The following is a 17594-nucleotide window of genomic DNA, read 5'->3' on the forward strand; positions in this document are numbered from 1 at the left end:
TCCTTTTTACGCTGCTGTCTGCGCTGGAATTTGATTTGGATCAGAGACTGGTGTTGGGGGCATCAATGCGTGTGTATTTGATGTAAATCAACCCGCATGAGGTTTCAGCGCGCAGTGTTTAAGCATGCCGGCATGTGAGACCGGGGTCGAACGGAGGTGTGTGATGAGTCAATATCAACGGTTGCTGTTGATCGTCGATCAAAGCCTGCAGCAGTCTCCCGCCATGCAGCGTGCCGTTGCGTTAGCCAAGGCAGCCGGGGCAGTTCTGGATGTGCGGGCCTTTGTAGAGCCGGTGCCGGTGGTTCATTTGTGGGAGGAAAAAATCGACGACGCAGAGCAGCAGCGCTATCTGCATCGCTACCGCCGTTGGGAGACCGAAGAGCTCGATCGGCTCAGCGACCTGGGGCTGGATGTGACGGTCAAGGCCATTTTCACTACCCATCCGCTGCTGGACATTTTGAAGACAGTCGAAGATCTCAAGCCTGACCTGTTGATCAAGGATGTCGCCCTGGAACCAGTGCTCAAGCGAGTTTTCATTACCCCGCTCGATTGTCACTTGTTGCGTGAGTGCCCGGTCCCTACGCACCTGGTCAATCAAGTCCGTTACAGCTTGCCGCATCGGATCGTGGCCGCAGTGGACCCGTTCGATCCGTCGACACAAATCAGCGGTTTGAACGACACCATCATCCAGACCGCCAATGTCCTGGCTCTGCAATGCGATGCGCCGCTGCACTTGCTGTACGCCTATGATTTGTCGCCTGTTTTCAACAGCGACGCCCCGCTGGCCGGTGGCGGTTGGGGCGTGGACTTCATCGAGGAGATACGTCAATCCTTGCACCAGGCGTTTGTTACACTGGCGGAGCGGTACGGCGTGCCGCCTGAACGACGCCATTTCGTCATGGGGCTGCCGGTGCCGGTGATCAGTGGATTTGTCGAAGAGTATTTGGCCGATGTTGTAGTGATGGGCGCTGTGCACAGGGTAGGGATCGACCGGCTGATCGGCAGCAATACAGAGCGGGCGTTGTACTCGGTTCCGGGGAGCATTCTGGCGGTCAGGCAGCACGTCAGGGGATGAGCACGATTGCACCGTTGAATTGCCCGGTTCGCAATCGTTCCAGTGCCTGATTGGCATCGTCGAGGGCAAAACAGGTGACGTCGCTGTGTACCGGTGTGTGCTGCAACTCCTCGAAAAATGCCGTGCCGTCGTCGCGGGTCAGATTGGCCACCGATCGAATACTGCGCTCGCCCCACAAAAGGCGATAGGGAAAGGTTGGAATGTCGCTCATGTGAATACCGGCGCAAACCACGCAGCCCCCCTTGACGGTGACGGCCAGTGCCAGCGGCACCAGCGCCCCGACCGGGGCGAAAATAAGACTGGCGTCGAGCAGGTGCGGCGGCGGCTGATCCGAAGGTCCGGCCCATTCGGCGCCCAATGAACGGGCATAAGCCTGGCCCTCGCTGTCATCTGGACGGGTGAAGGCATATACAATCTGTCCGCGTGCACGAGCGACCTGGATGGCCAAATGTGCCGCGGCACCAAAACCATAAAGGCCCAGATGGTGGGCGCCCTTGGCCATTTGCAGGGCTCGAAAGCCAATCAGGCCGGCACACAGCAACGGAGCAGCCTGCGCATCGGAAAGCGCTTCGGGTATCGGAAAGCAAAACCGTGCGTCGGCGATGGTGTACTCGGCATAACCTCCGTCCAGATGGCAACCGGTGAAGCGGGCTTTATCGCAAAGGTTCTCTCGGCCCGAGCGGCAGAACACGCAGTGTCCACAGGTCCAGCCCAGCCAGGGAACGCCCACCCGCCGACCGATCCACTCGGGCGCGACGTCGGCACCGACTGCCGAGACTTCGCCGACAATTTCATGTCCCGGCACCCGCGGCAGTCGCGCTTGGGGCAGCTCGCCATCCACCAGGTGCAGATCGGTGCGGCACACACCGCAGGCCAGGACCTTGATCAACAATTGCTGTGAGCCAGGCGTGGGTATAGGGCGCTCTTCGGGTTGTAATGGTTGGCCGGGACGATGCAGGACCATGGCACGCATGAAGACTCTCCAGGGGCAGGTGTCACCTCAGGTGACGATGGCATCCCTCGATCAGTTGCTTGAGCCCATCCATGTTCTGAATGTTGACTTCGCGTCCGGTTATTTGCACGAGTCCCAGGTCACGCAGGTGCGCGATGCCCCGGCAGATGGTTTCGAGGCGCAGACCCAGGTAGGAGCCGATTTCCTCCCGACGCATTTTCAGCACGAAGCTGCTGGACGAATAACCCCGCGTATTCAAACGTTGCGACATATTCAACAAAAAAGCGGCCAGGCGTTCATCCGAGTTCATGGCGCCGTGCATCATCAGCATGTCGTGATCGCGAACGATTTCACGGCTGAGGATTTTGTTCAGGTTGTGCTGCAACGAAGGCAGTTCTCGGGCAAGTTTTTCCAGGTGCGTGAAATGAATGGGGCAGACCTCGCTGTCCTCCAGTGCAACGGCATTACAGGCATACAGATCGGTGCTGATGGCGTCCAGACCGAGCATTTCACCAGGAATCTGAAATCCCGTGACTTGCTCGCGACCATCGATCGAAAGCACGCTGGTCTTGAACGAACCGACTCGGACGGCATAAAGCGAGCGCAGCGGATCGCCTGCGCGGTAGAGAGCTGCGCCTTTTTTGACCTTAAGTCGTTGCATGATCAGTGTGTCCAGACGCTCGATTTCCACACCAGTCAGGCCAAGCGGTAGGCACAACTCCAACACGCTGCAGTTGGCACATGCAGACTTAAGGTAGTGACTTTGAGGCGGCTTGGCTTCAGACATTATCTGTATGCCCCCGTATAACTGGAGTAAGCATAGGCGCTCAAACAGCTCTGATAATCACTAGATACAACTTATTGGGGATGTAAGAGACGAACGGGGAAAGAACCTCCCCGTCGGTTGAGGTGTCGGACCGCTTATCTATAGCCTGCTTTTAGCGGTCGACAATTGAATCTGATATGGGTGGAGAAGGGGATTATTTTCGCCTCCAGTACTTCTGCATCTCCAGAAACAGAAAAGATGCAGTCCAGGTGATGAGTACCAGCCCGGTCAGGGCCTGCAGGCCGGTCAAGTATTTGAGGTGGCCCACCGGCGAAATATCGCCGAAGCCGATCGTCGTGTACGTCGTGAAGGAAAAGTAAACGCAGTCCATCAGCGAACCGTCGAAGTTACCCGTCAGGCTACCCCAACTACCAGAGTGCACCATCAGGTAGTAGACCAACGCGAAGCACCAGACCTCAGTTGCGTGGGCCAGCAGTGCGCCGAATACCCCGACGACAATTCTAAAGCGGCTCCACAGCTTGAGCCGGGGTAGCCAATCATTAAGGCGTAGCAGACATTCGTAATGGATCACTACGACGATTATGACCACCAACGTATTGATCAACGCGACTGCCAGCATGGCGGATCTCCAGCGGTGGCGGGCTGGAATTCGGATTATTCCAGACTGGGTTTACGCAGGCTCAAGTCGCTCACGATGACCTCCTCTGTGAGGTCCGATCGTTATGGCGAATTGTGATGGCCTGTCTGTGTTTTTCTACGCCTGAGAACAGGAAAGTCGTTGAGGTAAATCAACAATGGTTTCATGAGCCGAAAGGAAGTGCGTTGCCAGCAATAGCCAACGATTTAGTTGATAAAAATCATAGTTCCCGCCGGGTTAGGCAAGATACTCGAACAACGAGGTTTCTCGTTGCGATAGTCCGAGGGTGAAGATCATGAGCAAGTGCTTATCCGTTGCATTGCTGGGCATTCTGCTGGTGACGACTGCCGGTTGCAGTCATAAGTATGCGCAGGAGATCGACGCTCGTTTGGAGTCCGCCGAAAACAATGCTGCAACGGCACGACTCAGGGCCGATGAGGCGTTCATAAAGGCTGAGCAGGCAATGGCGGCGGCCGCACAGGCGCAAAGTACCGCCGATGAGGCGAACGAACGAGCCAGACGGATGCTGGAGAAAGCGAATCGCAAGTAACAAGTGGTTGCCTCAGGCCCGATGAAAGGAGATCGGGCTTGCAATCAGGCAGGTAAATGGTTTCAGGGAGAGGCATGTGATGCTCAAACTCAAACGCATTCTATTGATAGCCCCAAGCGAAATGACCGTTACCCCGGCGTTTGAGCGTGCACGAGCCTTGGCTTGTGCAACGGGAGCGTTATTGCACATCGTCGCGTTTGATTATGTCCCGGCGCTTGCTGTAGCCGGTCTGCTTGACCACGATGCGATGGCCCAGGCACGGGAAGGTTATCTCCAGGTGCACCGGCATTGGCTGGAGCAACAAGCCCGGTTTCAACGATGCAACGGCATACAGGTGACCACTGAAGTGGTCTGGGCCCGGTCGAGCCTGGCGCACCTGCTGGAGTACGTGAATGACTTTGTTCCGGATCTGGTCATCAAGGATACCCATTATGTACCGGCACTCGACCGAGCCTTTCACCGGCCTGTGGACTGGCGATTGTTACGTGAGTGTCCGACCCACCTGCACCTGGTTACCAACGCCAATAACCCAAAACCCTTGAAAATTCTCGCGGCGATCGACCTGTCCCATCTGGAAGAGCTGACTCAGGGTTTAAATGATCGAATACTTGACCTGGCATCTACTCTGGCGGCCAGTTGCGGTGCTCAGTTGCACTTACTTAACGTCAGCCATTGGTCAGTCATGAGCGATGCGCCACTGAGTGTGCCGATAGAGAGTCTTGATGACAGTTTGAGGGACGCGATCCAGGATACCCAGCAAGAGGCATTCGATACGCTTGCTGAGCGCTATTGCATCAAAGATACGCACCGACATTCACTGACGGGCATCCCCCACAAGGTCATCGTACGCTTCGCGCAACGGAATGCTTTTGACATGGTGGTGTTGGGTACCGTCTATCACCACGGCAATGACCCGTTTATTGGAGGTACTGCTGAGAGTGTGTTGAACCGGGCACCGTGCAGTTTGATGATCGTCAAACCATTGCCCCCACTTGATTGACGGGGCACTGTCGAGCCTGCGGTTGATAAAAATCAACTGGCCGTTAACCAAAAGGAGCGATCAATAGCACTCCCCTGAATGTTCAAGGAAACGACCATGCGAATCACGTTTCTGGGTGCTGCGGGTACGGTCACGGGCAGTAAGTACCTGCTGGAACATCGTAACCAACATGTGCTGATCGATTGCGGTCTGTTCCAGGGCTACAAGCAACTGCGATTACACAACCGGGATCCGTTTCAGCTCCCGGTCAGCGACCTGGATGCGATTGTGCTGACCCATGCCCATCTCGATCACAGTGGCTATCTGCCCGTACTGGTGCGCAATGGTTATCGCGGCCCGGTTTACGCCACGCCAGCGACCTGTGAGCTGGTGAAAATCCTGCTGCTGGACAGTGGCCGATTGCAGGAAGAAGAGGCCGAGTTTGCCAATCGGCATGGCTTCTCAAAGCACAGCCCGGCGTTGCCGCTTTACACTGAACAAGATGCCGAACAAGCACTAAAACTCTTGCAGCCGGTGGAGCTGCACCACAAGGTTGAAATTGTCTCGGACATGACCATTGAGCTTCGATGCGCCGGGCATATCCTGGGTGCGGCAACGGTGGAGGTGATTGCCGGTGGCATGACCCTGGTCTTCTCCGGAGATTTGGGGCGACCTGAGGATCCTTTGATGTTCGCTCCGGAAACCGTCGAGCAGGCGGATTACCTGCTGGTGGAGTCCACCTATGGTGATCGTCAACATCCAGTCGAGTTGCCGCAGGAGCAATTGGCTGAGGTGATCACCCGTACTACGCTGCGCCGAGGAATTACGCTGGTGCCATCGTTCGCGGTAGGACGTGCCCAACTGTTGATGTATCACTTGTATCAACTGAAACGGAAAAGGGCGATTCCCGATATTCCAATCTACCTGAACAGCCCGATGGCCACCGACGTCACGTCTCTGTACCAGCGCTTTCGTAGCGAGCACAGGTTATCTCTGGAGGACTGCGAAGGTATGTGCCATGTGGCGCAGTTCGTACGGACCGTCCAGGATTCGAGAGAGCTCGATCAGCGAGGCACCCCAGCGGTGATCATCGCCGCCAGTGGCATGGCGACCGGAGGGCGGGTGGTCCATCACCTCAAGGCACTGGCCCCCAATCCAATCAACACGCTGCTGATGCCCGGTTTTCAGGCCGGTGGTACCCGTGGCGCACAAATTGTCGCGGGGGCTCCTTCTGTGCGTATCCACGGTAAGGATGTGCCGATCCGGGCTGAGGTCGTGCCGATGCAAACCTTGTCCGCACACGCTGATGCCGATGAAATCATGCAGTGGTTGCGCGGGTTCAAGCGCCCTCCAAAACACACCTTCGTGGTGCATGGGGAACCTAACGCGTCGGATGTTCTGCGCCGTCGCATCAGCCTGGAGTTGGGGTGGTCGGTTTCGGTGCCGGAGTATCGCGATAGCGTCGAACTCTCCGGCATCGATGCCTCAGAAATCAGGCAAGAATGAAAAAAGCCCCCCGGCTGATTTCTCGGCAGGGGGGCAGTTTTGCCAGCATCAGTTGGCCTTGATCGGCACGACCTTATCCGATTTCATGGCTTCGGGCTTTTTCGGCAGTGAGATACACAGCACGCCTTTACTGAAACTCGCTTCAATCTTCTCGGCATCCACGTCTTTGGGCAGGTTGAACACTCGCTCAAAGGAACCGTAGTGACGCTCGCTGAGGTGATAACCTTTCTTTTTTTCTTCTTTGTTCTCTTTCTTTTCCCCCTTGATGATCAAACTGCCATTGGACAGCTTGATCTCAATGTTCGTCTGATCCATGCCGGGCAGCTCGGCGGTGATTTCAAAGCTCTTGTCTTTCTCTGTGATGTCTACGGCTGGCATACGATGACTGAAAAATTCCCGGTGCCAGTATGGTTCGACATCGAACAGCCCTCGGCTGAAAGGTGACAGGCTGGAGCCGCGATTGAAATCTTCGAATAGGTGATCAACCTGTTGCCGCAGTTTTTCCAGTGGCCGCCAAAAGTCTGTCGACACTGGGTGCTGGATAGCTTTGTCTTCGTTTTTAATCGGCATTTTTTTCACGGAATTGCTCATTTTTCATGACTCCTCTTGGTTAAAAGGCAAGCTGAAAAACATCCGGTACATGAGTCTGCCCTGAAAAACGCATCACGGGCTCTGGATTCACACGGCTAACGTGGGAACAAAACATCGATCGAGCAAGGCTCTTGCCTTCCCGATCAACAGTCCCATTTGACCGAATCCATGGTGAGGATGCTGATTCCAATTTATGCGTGAACACACAAAACCTGTTTGATTTAAATCAGAGAATGCGGGCTGTCCGGCGTATTCAGACCAAGTGTCTTGCGCTTAACAGTTTGACTTGGGCGTATAGCATGACCGCGTTTGGCCGATCGGATTTCGACTGCTTCGCGCAGTGCCGATATCAAAATCTTTGGGCCGCTCGATTCACCCTGTGACTGGAGCTTGGATTTCATGACTTTATTGGGATTCGGTCTCTTTGCACCGGGATTGTTTTTGTCAATTCCAAGGCGCGATCCGCCAGTCGGTCACCCTCAGGCGACAGGTGGAAGGAGGGCGGGTTGCCCCTGTGTTTTTGTTGATAAAAGTCAACATGGAATCAGCCGTTCCATAGAAGCATTCCAATAGTGTTGGTGATACAAGTGGCGAGGAGTGCACCCAGATGGCTCACAGTAAAATCGTGTTTCGTGCTGCGGCTCGCGAGAAAATCCTCAGTGGTGCCACGCAGTTGGCGGACGCCGTTCGCGTGACGCTGGGTCCGAAATCAAAATCGGTTTTGATTCAAAACAAATGGGGCAACCCGACGGTCTGCAATGACGGAGTGACGATCGCCAAACGCGTTGACCTGCAAGACCCCGAGGAAAACCTGGGTGCGCAAATGCTGCGACAGGCCGCCGAGCGCACAGGCGACGCGGTAGGGGATGGCACCAGCACCGCAACGGTGCTGGCCCATGCCATCCTGGCCGAAGGCATTCGCAACGTTGTCGCGGGCGCCAGTGCGATCGACCTCAAGCGCGGCCTGGATCGCGGGTTGACGTTGGTCGTGGAATCACTCGCCGCCCAGTCGCGCCCCGTCAGCACGCCCAAGGAAAAGGCTCAGGTTGCCACCCTGTCGGCGCATAACGACGCGGTCATCGGTCAATTGGTGGCAGACGCGTTGGAAAAGGTCGGCGTTGAAGGCGTCGTCAGCGTCGAGGAGTCCAAGACCACCGAAACCGTGGTCGAGGTCATGGAAGGAATGCGGTTTGACCGCGGTTATGTCTCACCGTATTTCGTCACTGACGCCGAGAAAATGCTGGTTGAACTCGATGATGCGTACTTGCTGCTCTGTGACCATAAGATCGGTGCACTCAAAGACTTGCTTCCGTTGCTTGAACTCATTGCCAAAAGCGGTCAACCCCTGGCCTTGATCGCAGATGACATTGAAGGCGAGGCATTGACCACGCTGGTCGTCAACCAGATTCGCGGCATCCTGCGAGCGGTGGCGATCAAGGCGCCGGGCTTTGGTGATCGGCGTAAGGAAATGCTTCAGGACATGGCTGTGCTAACAGGGGCAACGGTGGTCTCCAACGATTTGGGCATCACGTTGGAGCAGGTGGAGTTGGGCCAGCTTGGACGTGCGCACCGCGTTGTGGTGCAAAAAGACAGCACGGCGTTGATTGGTGGGGCAGGCACACGGGAGGCCATTGAGGCGCGTCTGCAACAGATTCGTACGCAAATGGACAGCACCACGAGCGATTACGACCGGGAAAAACTCCAGGAACGACTCGCCAGGCTGTCTGGAGGTGTGGCGGTGATTCGGGTGGGGGCGCCTTCCGAAGTCGAAATGAAGGCTCGTAAGGATGCGCTGGATGATGCCATTTCGGCGACCCGGGCAGCGATTGCCGAAGGCATTGTTCCGGGCGGCGGGCTCGCGCTGCTCAAGGCCGTTCCCATTATTGCGGCCGAAGAAGCCCGTTATGAGGGCGATGCCAGGACGGGTCTGCAAATTCTTCGCAGGGCGCTCGAAGCCCCGGCCAGACTCATCGCTGAAAACTCGGCAGTGGACGCCGGCGTGGTGGTTGCGCGCATGCTCGCAGAACCCGGCAATACGGGGTTCGATGCGTCGGCCAACAGCTATGTAGACATGTACGAAGCTGGCATCATTGATCCGACCAAAGTGGTGCGTATTGCCCTCGAAAATGCTGTTTCAGTCGCCAGTATTCTGTTGCTGACGGAAGCGACCATGACCGATATTCCGGAAAAGGAATCACCCACCCAGCCTCCTTTTCCTGAATGACGAGCCCGTCTTGGGCCGCGCTCATGTATAGGGGGCTGCCTCGGCCAATGCCAGGTGATTGAGGATCGGGTTTTCGCCGTGCAAGTAACTGAGTGCCTGCTGCATCAGCAAGATGGCTCTTTGTTTTTTCTCATATCGCTTGGCCGGATCTGCGTGACGTTGGGCTGCACCTGCGAGGGAGAAACAGCGCGTGGCGGCACGCAGTGAAAGGAAAAGCGCCAAGGGTTGGCAGTCTTCCTTCCAGGCACTGTGGTTGATGTAACTGGCCAAAAGCCGTGCTCCCAGCCTGTTGAGTTCGTGGTGTTGCAGGTCCATCAGCACAAATGCCAGGTCGTACAGCACATCAATGCAGGCGATCCGCTCACTGAACTCAATGCCGTCGAAGAGTGTCGGCTGCCCGTCGAGCAGGCAGATATTGGCCAGGCGCAGATCGCCGTGGCAGCGACGTACGCGGCCGTCACGGCGCCGCTCTTCGAGGCAGCCGGTCAACGACGCCAGCAGTTTCCTTGAGGCATGAGCAATCGAGTTGACTTTCGCGCTGTCGAGTATTGCGCAATAGCGAGACATTTCCCGATGGTTTTTCTCGACTTCCTCATACAGGTCCTGGATGCGTCCGAAGGAAGGGGTGATTCGGGCGCAGGCATGAAAGCGGGCGATCTCAATCCCCAACTGTTCCATCATCGGTTCCGTCAGACGTCCGGTGATGGCCATGCGGTCAAACAGCCGATCCTGAGCGAAGCGGCGCATCACCACCAACCAGTCCACCGCGGGTCCACGACCGTTAAGCACCAACCGCCCATCCGACTGGCGATTGATCGAACACACGCTCAAATACAGCGTCGGCGCTGTTCGTCGGTTGAGCCACAATTCTGCGTGGCAAGCATTTTTACGGCTTTGCAGGCTGAGAAAGTCCAGTTCGGCAAACTTCACTGCCCGCTTGAGTTTATAGGCACGGTCGGCATGCAGAAAAATCACCGAGCCATGGGTCTCGATCCGCTCCACCGGCTGGTTGGACGCATCGTAGGCGGACGGACGGGAGAGAAAGGCGATCACTTCGTCTTGCACGTTACTCATTCGAACCTCCACATCTCAAGCCGTGCAGGGACTATCAACAATATGAGAAAGGCAAGTCCCGTTTCGTTTGATATTTATCAACGTCAGGAACAATCCGGCGGAGCAATTTAAATCAAATCCGGTTCTACAGTCGGCGGGAAGCACAGACAGGTTGCCTCGGCATTGCGCCAGTGCTGAAGCCACTTTGTTCGGAGTCCAATCATGAGCCAATATCGACGGCTGTTACTCATTGTGCATCTCGCTTTGGGCCATTCTCCGGCAATCAACCAGGCGGCAGCGTTGGCCAAGGCAAGCGGTGCGAGCCTGCATATCGCCGCCTTGATTCCTTCGCTGAAACTGTTGTCGCTAATCGACGAGGTCAACCGGCAAAAGACTCGGGAACATTACCTGGGAAATCATCGCGACTGGCTCAATGACCAGGCGAACATGGTGCGCGGCAAAGGCGTCAACGTCACCACTGAGGTCGCATGGGCCGATGACATGGAGCAAGACATCCTTGACTACGTCACGGAACTGCAACCTGATCTATTGATCAAGGAGATTCAGCAAGAATCCGCGTTTAAACGCGCGTTCTTCACCCCGCTGGACTGGCACTTGCTGCGCAACTGTGCTGTGCCGATTTATCTGGTGGGCGGGGCAGGGCACGCTTTGCCGCGCAAGGTCGTGGCGGCGGTCGACGCGTCCGTGGGCGAGTCTGCAGACAACGATTTGAATGATCGCATCATCCGCCAGGCTTCCAGCCTGGCCATACAGTGCGATGCCCAGTTGCACCTGCTGTATGCCCATGACATTTCAGAAGACTATCTGGCTGAGTTGGGCGGCAGTTTGAAGCTGTCAAAACTCAGCAAAGGACTACGAAAAAAACTGGAGAAATCGTTCGTCGAATTTGCCGGTCGTTACGGTGTGCCCGCCGATCGCCGGCACTTCGTCCTGGGCCATCCCGTCTCGGCCCTGAGCGAATTCGCCAGCGAGCATCAGGTTGATGTCATCGTGATGGGCAGAGTCCAGTACAACGGATTGGAGAAGCTGTTGGGCAGTACAACCGAACATATCCTGTATCAGGTGTCTTGCAGCGTATTGGCGGTCTAGAAAGCGTCCCACCTCCCGGTATGACGACGATCAACGGCTGCGGATCGACGTACTTGGATAACGTGCGATCCGGCCCCCGGACTTGATCTGGATCTACAGCCAATCTTAATGGCTGGACGACTTTATGAACCTCACTATCGTTGCTCAACGATGAAGACTTTCAATCACGCGCCTGTGCTCATCCTGATATCGGGAAGAGCCCCTGCGTAGCCTATTGTCCTGGCTCGGAGCGATCAAATGCTCCATTTTCCGCCAGGAAGGTGGCGATCAGGGCCGTACTGTCGAGTACGTGCAGTTGACGCGTGACACAGTCAGGCGGCAGGCGGAACGGCGGCACGGTGTCGGTAATCGCGATGTGTTCGAAGATCGGCGGGTCGAACAGCTGACTGCCGGCGGTAAACAACCCATGGGTGGCGGCTGCGAACAAGCGTCCGGCTCCAGCCTTCCGGCAGGCAAGGCCGGCATGCTTGAGCGTTTCCCCGGTGCTGATCAGGTCGTCGAACACAATGGCTGTCTTGCCGCTCACATCGCCAATCAGGAGAGTGCCCGTCAGCGTGGTATGGGCCCGGTGTTTTTCCATCAGCGCGCTGCCGACCGAACGCCCCAGTCGCCGCTCCAGGGCCTGACGAAATTGCTCGGCTCGCTTGGTGCCCCCTGAGTCTGGGGAGACGGCCACCACTTGCGCGTCGCCGACCTGCGAGGCGAAATGCTCGGCGAACAGTTCGGCGCAGGGCAAGTTCCACGCCGGCAAGCGGAACGCGTTGTCGAACGCGGCCGGATTATGTACGTCCAGAGCAATCAGGCGATCCACGCCACTGGCTTCAAAAAACGCCGCCACGTAGCGCGTGATGGTCGAGTCCTGAGGCTGATTGCGACGATCCTTGCGCCCGTAGCAGAGGTAGGGCGTCACCACCTGCACCTGGCGAGCGCCGGCATCCTTGAGGGCGCTGCAGAAAAACAGCAGGCGACACAGCTTGTCGTTGGCGCTCTGCCTTTGATCCCCATACAAGGCATGGAATACCACGACTTCGCGGCCGTTTACCGGGTCCAGCGGGCGGCATTTATGCTCGCCGTCTTCATACTCTCGCTCCTCATGCCGAGCCAATGAACACCCCAGCCGCTGGGCGACACGGGCGGCATAGAGTTCGCTGCCTTGCAGCGCAAAAAGAAGCGGGGGCAGGGTGAGCATGCAAGTCTCCTCTGAGGCGGTTGGCAGGGTGCATCATCTCAATGGCTCGGTATCAGCCCGACCTTATGCCGCGTCACCGCCTGGAGCCCAAGTGACTCGGCAGCCGTTGATGCTACACCGTCAGCGGGCGGCGCCATGCCGCACAATCTCAAGACAAAAGTCCTGTTCGAAGGGCGGCACATGACATTCGACGATGTCGGCGGCGGCGACTTGCAGATGCACGCCGACAATGTCGGCCCGGATCGGCTGCTGACAGACATGCCGGTCGGCCAATACGGCGGTGTAGACCCGGTGAGCCCCCAGTTGTGCCAGATAGGCGCAAGTACGCAGCAGCGAATGGCCTTCGAACAGCACGTCATCGACGACCAGCAACGTGGTATTGGCGAGGTCCAGCTTGCCTAGCGCCGGGTTCTCCGTCAGTTGTGTGTGGGTATGCAGCACTTGCAGGTCGTCGGCGTAGCGCTTGACCTGAAGAGGGTATAAAGGGAATTCCGGCTGGCCGGTCTGGCGCGCAATGTACTGGCGCAACCGTTGAGCCAAAGGCTCACCCCGACGCTGGATTCCAATCAATGCGGCGTGCGCAGGCGGCAGAAGGGTGGTGGCCTTGCGCGCCATCGTTTGCAGTACGTCATCGAGTTCATTGCTGTCATACAGGCGCAACCGCTGACTTGCCAGTAGGATCGTCATAGCCTTCTCCTGTCCGTAAACCATGGGTCATGTGTTGCCGAAGACGGCGGCAGATGTGGGTCATGACGCCCTTGGGTAGCCGGCGAGTCTTGGCGTTCTGGACAATGCACCCTTTCACGTGCGTTTTTTCCAATGTAGCCCGGTTGGCACTGGCGCGATTGACATTGATCAATCGCGATCAAATCAAGAGTCGAGCCCACTGACGAACGCGAATCCCTGTCTGCCGATACGCATGGACGGCCGTTGCCTCAAGTGAAAGCCTTGCTTGCTTGATATAAATCAACGCCAAGGTCACCTCCACAGAGGATTCTGAATCTACGACAGAGGTGCCTGATCCACGGTGAACACGACAACGGCTCGCCGTGGCGGGCATCGACAAAGGTGCAAGCCCCATGGAGTCCGATCATGAGCCAGTATCGACGGTTATTGCTGATCATCAACCCGGCCCTGCGCCAGTCCCAAGCCATGAGCCATGCCGCCGCCCTGGCCAAGGTCAGTGGTGCCAGCTTGCACATCGCCGCTTTGATCCCTTCCTGGAAACTGTTGTCGCTGCTTGAAGAGGGCGACCGGGAAAAGGCCCGTGAAGGTTACCTGCAAGACCATCGCGACTGGCTCAATTACCAAGTGAATCATCTGCGTAACGGGGGCATCGAAGTGACGGGACTGGCGGCCTGGGCCGATGACATGCAGCAAGACATCCAGGATTACATCGCAGAAATGCAGCCCGACCTGTTGATCAAGCAGGTGCAGTACGAATCAGCGCTCAAGCGTGCTTTCTTTACTCCGCTGGACTGGCGTCTGCTGCGTCACTGTCCGATACCGGTCTACCTGCCTGGTGAAGGTGATCATCCTTTGCCGCGAAAAGTTGTGGCCGCGATTGATGTCTCAAACATGTTGACGCAGGACAACGAACTCAATGAGCGGATCATCCAGCAGGCGTCCAGCCTGGCCATACAATGTGGGGCCGAGTTGCACCTGCTGTACGCCTGCGACATTTCCACGCTGTTCCTTGGTGATATGGGTGGCGGGGGCTTGACGCTATCGGACCTCGGCAGGCAGTTGCGCAAGGGCCGTGAAAAATCGTTCATCGATCTGGCTGACCAACATGGCGTGCCTCTTGAGCGGCGGCATTTCATTGAAGGACACCCTGTTGCAGTGCTGCAGGCGTTCGGCGATGAGCAACAGATGGATGTGATTGTGATGGGCAGGGTCCAGTCGCATGGCCTGGACAAACTCTTGGGCAGCACCACCGAACATACCCTGTATCAGGTGCCTTGCAGCATTTTGGCTGTTTAGCGCAGGTGCCCACGACCGCAGGTTACGAAACGCCAGGCTTCAGTGCCGCAGGAGGTTTCCGTGATTCACAGTCCTTCGTTACAAACCACCTTGCCAAACCGTGCCGAGGCTGGTCGCCGCCTGGTGGAACCCTTGCTCAAATATGCCAACAGGCCTGACGTCATCATTCTCGCCTTGCCCCGTGGCGGTGTCCCGGTGGCTTATGAAGTCGCCACCGCCCTGAAGGTTCGCCTGGACCTGATGCTGGTACGCAAACTCGGCGTCCCCTCCCACCCGGAATACGCCATGGGCGCCATTGCCAGTGGCGGGATACAAATACTCAATGATGATGCATTTCGCGCGCACTCGATCGATCGCGCCGATTTCGAAGCCGTGGTTGCCCGGGAAACGCAGGAGCTTTTGCGACGTGAAAGGGTTTATCGGAGAAACCGCCCGTCACTGCAACTCAAGAACCAGGTGGTGATCCTGATTGACGACGGTCTGGCGACAGGATCCTCCATGATGGCGGCGGTCCGCGCGGTACGTGCGCAGGTACCATCGCGCATCGTAGTCGCGGTGCCTGTTGCGCCCCTGGAAACGGTCGAGACTTTGCGCATGGAAGTGGACGAAGTGATCTGCCCGCTCATCCCTGAGTGGCTGATGTCGATCGGCTATTGGTACCTGGATTTCCCCCAGACCTCGGACGAAGAGGTCATCGATCTGATGCAACGAGCCTGGCAGCAAGAACCGTCGACCGGGTCCCATACGGAGCATCTCGATGATTGAACCTTTATCGCGATCCGTGGACCTGCCGAGCGTTGAATTGTCCGCCGATTTGCGTCTGCCGATGAACGCCCGCGCCTTGGTCATCTTCGTACACGGCAGCGGCAGTGGTCGTTTGAGCCCCCGCAATCAATATGTGGCCGATGTCCTGGCCCGTCGGGGCATGGGTTCGCTGTTGTTTGACCTGCTAACGGAGCCGGAGCAACGCCTGGATAATCTGTCCGGAGAGCTGCGTTTCAATATTCCCCTGTTGGCCAGACGGTTGACCGATGTGATCGACTGGGTCGGTCGCAACCGCGAATTACGCTCGCTGCGCATCGGTCTGTTCGGCGCCAGTATCGGCGCTGCCGCGGCACTGGTGGCGGCAGCGGAGTGCGCGCAAGTAGTCGGGGCAGTGGTCAGTAGGGGTGGGCGGACCGACCTGGCCGGACCGGCGCTGTTCCGGGTGAAAGCGCCGACCTTGCAGGTTGTCGGAGCACAGGACCCGGTGGTGCTGGGCTTGAATCGCCAGAGCAGCCGGGCCCTGCGCTGCGAGCAACGACTGGAAGTGGTGGAAGGCGCCACTCATCTTTTCGAAGAACCCGGCACCTTGGAGGAAGTCGCCAGACTCGCTGGCGACTGGTTTGAAAAATACCTGCATGCCCCCACTCCCGAGGGGGCATGCACTGATCTTCACACGCCAAACGGATAGGTTTCGTCTTCCGCTTCCAGTTGCTGACTTTTCGGCAGCGGCAGTGCGGTGACCGGCCTGGTTTGCTCGATCCAGATCATGGCATCGAATTGTTCCGCCAGCACCGATTCGAAGTAGTGACTGAACCGCTCGGTTTCAGGGCGGTATATCACACCGATAGCCCGTCCCAGCAAGGACGTGGACAGGGCTTTGCGCAGATCTTTTCTCAGCGGGTCTCGCCAGTCGGTCAAGGATGCTGCAACCCCGGCCTTGAGGAACTGATGTTCCCAGCTGTCTGGCCGGGAGGGGCGAATGTCCTTGATCAACATTTCGCCGTCCCAGTCATCGGCGGCAGCCACCTTGCCACGGTCGGTGGCCATGCCGATCAGCACGACATCGCGCCCGAAGGCGCTACGGCACAGTTGACCGATATTGAACTGCCCCTTCCAGCCCATTTCCGTGGCGTCCGCATTGCCGATATGGGAGTTGTGTGCCCAAACCACGGCCTTGGCTTGCGGGCCCCGGTGTTCGAGCAGTGCGCGCAAGGTATCGAACATGTGCCGGTCCCGCAGGTTCCAGGAGGCCGTCGACCCTCGATAGATCGCGCGGTAATACTGTTCCGCCGCCATTACCACCCGGGCGTTCTGCGTCGCGTTGAAGAACGCTTCGTCGTTGCGGATAAGCCCGGCCAGTTGTTCCGCGAGCATGACATTGAGCTGTTCGATGACGGGTTGTTCACAGGGCATTACACCGCCACGCTCGACGAAATGGCCGTACAGCGCAGGGTCATCCTGCCATGGGGTCAAGCAGCCATAGCGCCGCCGTGCTTCCTGGGCCAGATGCGGGTCGACCCGGTCCAGGTAGCCCAGCACTTCATGAATGGAATTGCGCAAGCTGTAGACGTCCAGGCCGCGAAACTCGACACGACGGTCAGGGCCCTGTTGGTGATTGAACTGATGCAGCCAGTGGGCGAATGCCTTGACCTCACTGTTACGCCACATCCAGGTCGGAAACCGGCTGAAAATGTGACGCTTCCACGCCGTATGCGCCAGCCCCCGTACGTACTGGTCGACATGGCCGGCGTCCGGCCAGTCTGCTTCTACCGCGACGATATTAAACCCGTGCCGTTCGATCAGCCTTTGAGTAATCGCCGCCCGGGTTTGATAGAAATCGCGGGTTCCATGGCTCGCCTCGCCGATCATCACAACCCGCGCGTCGGCATAACGATCGAACATGTCACCAAAAGCGGGGGAGTCCAGGTCCGGCAGTGGTTCGGCATATTTATGCAGCACTGGCGCTATGTGCGCCGTGTCAAAGTGATGCTGCTGGCCATAAAGTTTTTCCAGCAATTTGTGCGAAGGAGAGTTCATGCACTTCATCCTCCAAAGGGTGGGTTGCTGATGACGGCAGGGCGCTCGGGGCGTGCCCGGCGCGTACCCGTCCTGAGTTGCACAGGGTCTCGAGGCAACGGGTAAACGCTTCAAGCCTGCTGTCTTCGCCTGTTTGATTACTCCTACACCGCGCGT

Annotated in this window: 17 protein-coding genes; 9 read left to right on the forward strand and 8 right to left on the reverse strand. The window is 57.4% G+C overall.

Going from position 1 to position 17594, the window contains the following annotated elements:
* Positions 1-163 precede the first annotated feature (163 nt).
* The gene (locus AC3WTM_RS24160) at positions 164-1075 is read left to right on the forward strand and encodes a universal stress protein (protein WP_102670241.1); all 912 of its coding nucleotides are present in this window, start codon (positions 164-166) and stop codon (positions 1073-1075) included.
* Here AC3WTM_RS24160 and AC3WTM_RS24165 read toward each other — a convergent pair.
* From AC3WTM_RS24165 to AC3WTM_RS24175, 3 genes are all read right to left on the reverse strand, one after another.
* Positions 1065-2048, reverse strand: a complete 984-nt coding sequence (locus tag AC3WTM_RS24165) for a zinc-dependent alcohol dehydrogenase family protein (protein ID WP_102670240.1) — start codon at positions 2046-2048, stop codon at positions 1065-1067. The two genes, AC3WTM_RS24160 and AC3WTM_RS24165, sit on opposite strands and share 11 nt — an antisense overlap.
* A 22-nt stretch (positions 2049-2070) precedes the next feature.
* A complete protein-coding gene (locus tag AC3WTM_RS24170; RefSeq protein WP_102670239.1) occupies positions 2071-2814 on the reverse strand; it encodes a cyclic nucleotide-binding domain-containing protein in 744 nt (247 codons plus the stop codon).
* A 193-nt stretch (positions 2815-3007) separates the two neighbouring features.
* Positions 3008-3433 (reverse strand): potassium channel family protein, encoded by a 426-nt coding sequence (locus tag AC3WTM_RS24175; protein WP_102670238.1) that lies wholly within the window; start codon positions 3431-3433, stop codon positions 3008-3010.
* Positions 3434-3746: 313 nt separating this feature from the next.
* On the opposite strand from AC3WTM_RS24175, the gene AC3WTM_RS24180 reads away from it, so the two are divergent.
* From AC3WTM_RS24180 to AC3WTM_RS24190, 3 genes are all read left to right on the forward strand, one after another.
* Positions 3747-4001: an Lpp/OprI family alanine-zipper lipoprotein gene (locus tag AC3WTM_RS24180; protein ID WP_102670237.1), complete on the forward strand. Its 255-nt coding sequence runs from the start codon at positions 3747-3749 to the stop codon at positions 3999-4001.
* 79 nt (positions 4002-4080) lie between these two features.
* Entirely contained in the window at positions 4081-5001 is a 921-nt protein-coding gene (locus tag AC3WTM_RS24185) for a universal stress protein (protein WP_102670236.1), read from the forward strand.
* Between the two features lie 96 nt (positions 5002-5097).
* Entirely contained in the window at positions 5098-6486 is a 1389-nt protein-coding gene (locus AC3WTM_RS24190; RefSeq protein WP_256585972.1) for an MBL fold metallo-hydrolase RNA specificity domain-containing protein, read from the forward strand.
* A 48-nt stretch (positions 6487-6534) separates the two neighbouring features.
* Here the strand turns inward: AC3WTM_RS24190 and AC3WTM_RS24195 are convergent, their stop codons facing one another.
* Complete coding sequence (locus AC3WTM_RS24195; protein WP_102670234.1) at positions 6535-7077, reverse strand: Hsp20/alpha crystallin family protein; 543 nt, start codon at positions 7075-7077, stop codon at positions 6535-6537.
* Between the two features lie 607 nt (positions 7078-7684).
* Here AC3WTM_RS24195 and groL point away from each other — a divergent pair.
* The gene (groL, locus tag AC3WTM_RS24200; RefSeq protein WP_102670233.1) at positions 7685-9301 is read left to right on the forward strand and encodes a chaperonin GroEL; all 1617 of its coding nucleotides are present in this window, start codon (positions 7685-7687) and stop codon (positions 9299-9301) included.
* 21 nt (positions 9302-9322) lie between these two features.
* Here groL and AC3WTM_RS24205 read toward each other — a convergent pair whose 3' ends face one another.
* Positions 9323-10375 (reverse strand): phosphotransferase, encoded by a 1053-nt coding sequence (locus AC3WTM_RS24205; protein ID WP_102670232.1) that lies wholly within the window; start codon positions 10373-10375, stop codon positions 9323-9325.
* Between the two features lie 201 nt (positions 10376-10576).
* Between AC3WTM_RS24205 and AC3WTM_RS24210 the strand changes: the two genes are divergently transcribed.
* The gene (locus tag AC3WTM_RS24210; RefSeq protein WP_102670231.1) at positions 10577-11464 is read left to right on the forward strand and encodes a universal stress protein; all 888 of its coding nucleotides are present in this window, start codon (positions 10577-10579) and stop codon (positions 11462-11464) included.
* Positions 11465-11675: 211 nt separating this feature from the next.
* Here AC3WTM_RS24210 and AC3WTM_RS24215 read toward each other — a convergent pair whose 3' ends face one another.
* Together AC3WTM_RS24215 and AC3WTM_RS24220 are read right to left on the reverse strand one after the other, a co-directional pair.
* On the reverse strand, positions 11676-12653 hold the full coding sequence (locus AC3WTM_RS24215) for a ribose-phosphate diphosphokinase (RefSeq protein WP_102670230.1): 978 nt from the start codon (positions 12651-12653) through the stop codon (positions 11676-11678).
* A 120-nt stretch (positions 12654-12773) separates the two neighbouring features.
* Positions 12774-13340, reverse strand: coding sequence for a phosphoribosyltransferase family protein (locus AC3WTM_RS24220; RefSeq protein WP_102670229.1), 567 nt, complete (start codon positions 13338-13340; stop codon positions 12774-12776).
* A gap of 405 nt (positions 13341-13745) precedes the next feature.
* Here AC3WTM_RS24220 and AC3WTM_RS24225 point away from each other — a divergent pair, with 405 nt between their 5' ends.
* From AC3WTM_RS24225 to AC3WTM_RS24235, 3 genes are read left to right on the forward strand one after another with little or no spacing between them, the layout of a single operon-like run.
* Positions 13746-14636 (forward strand): universal stress protein, encoded by an 891-nt coding sequence (locus AC3WTM_RS24225; RefSeq protein WP_102670228.1) that lies wholly within the window; start codon positions 13746-13748, stop codon positions 14634-14636.
* 60 nt (positions 14637-14696) lie between these two features.
* Positions 14697-15401 (forward strand): phosphoribosyltransferase, encoded by a 705-nt coding sequence (locus AC3WTM_RS24230; protein WP_102670227.1) that lies wholly within the window; start codon positions 14697-14699, stop codon positions 15399-15401.
* Positions 15394-16089, forward strand: a complete 696-nt coding sequence (locus tag AC3WTM_RS24235; RefSeq protein WP_102670226.1) for a dienelactone hydrolase family protein — start codon at positions 15394-15396, stop codon at positions 16087-16089. Before AC3WTM_RS24230 ends, AC3WTM_RS24235 begins: the two co-directional genes overlap by 8 nt.
* On the opposite strand, the gene AC3WTM_RS24240 is transcribed toward AC3WTM_RS24235, so the two are convergent.
* Positions 16071-17438 (reverse strand): erythromycin esterase family protein, encoded by a 1368-nt coding sequence (locus AC3WTM_RS24240; protein WP_102670225.1) that lies wholly within the window; start codon positions 17436-17438, stop codon positions 16071-16073. The genes AC3WTM_RS24235 and AC3WTM_RS24240 overlap by 19 nt on opposite strands.
* Positions 17439-17594: the final 156 nt, after the last annotated feature.

The sequence above is a fragment of the Pseudomonas sp. EU05-FHT14B02 genome, from assembly GCF_058791055.1.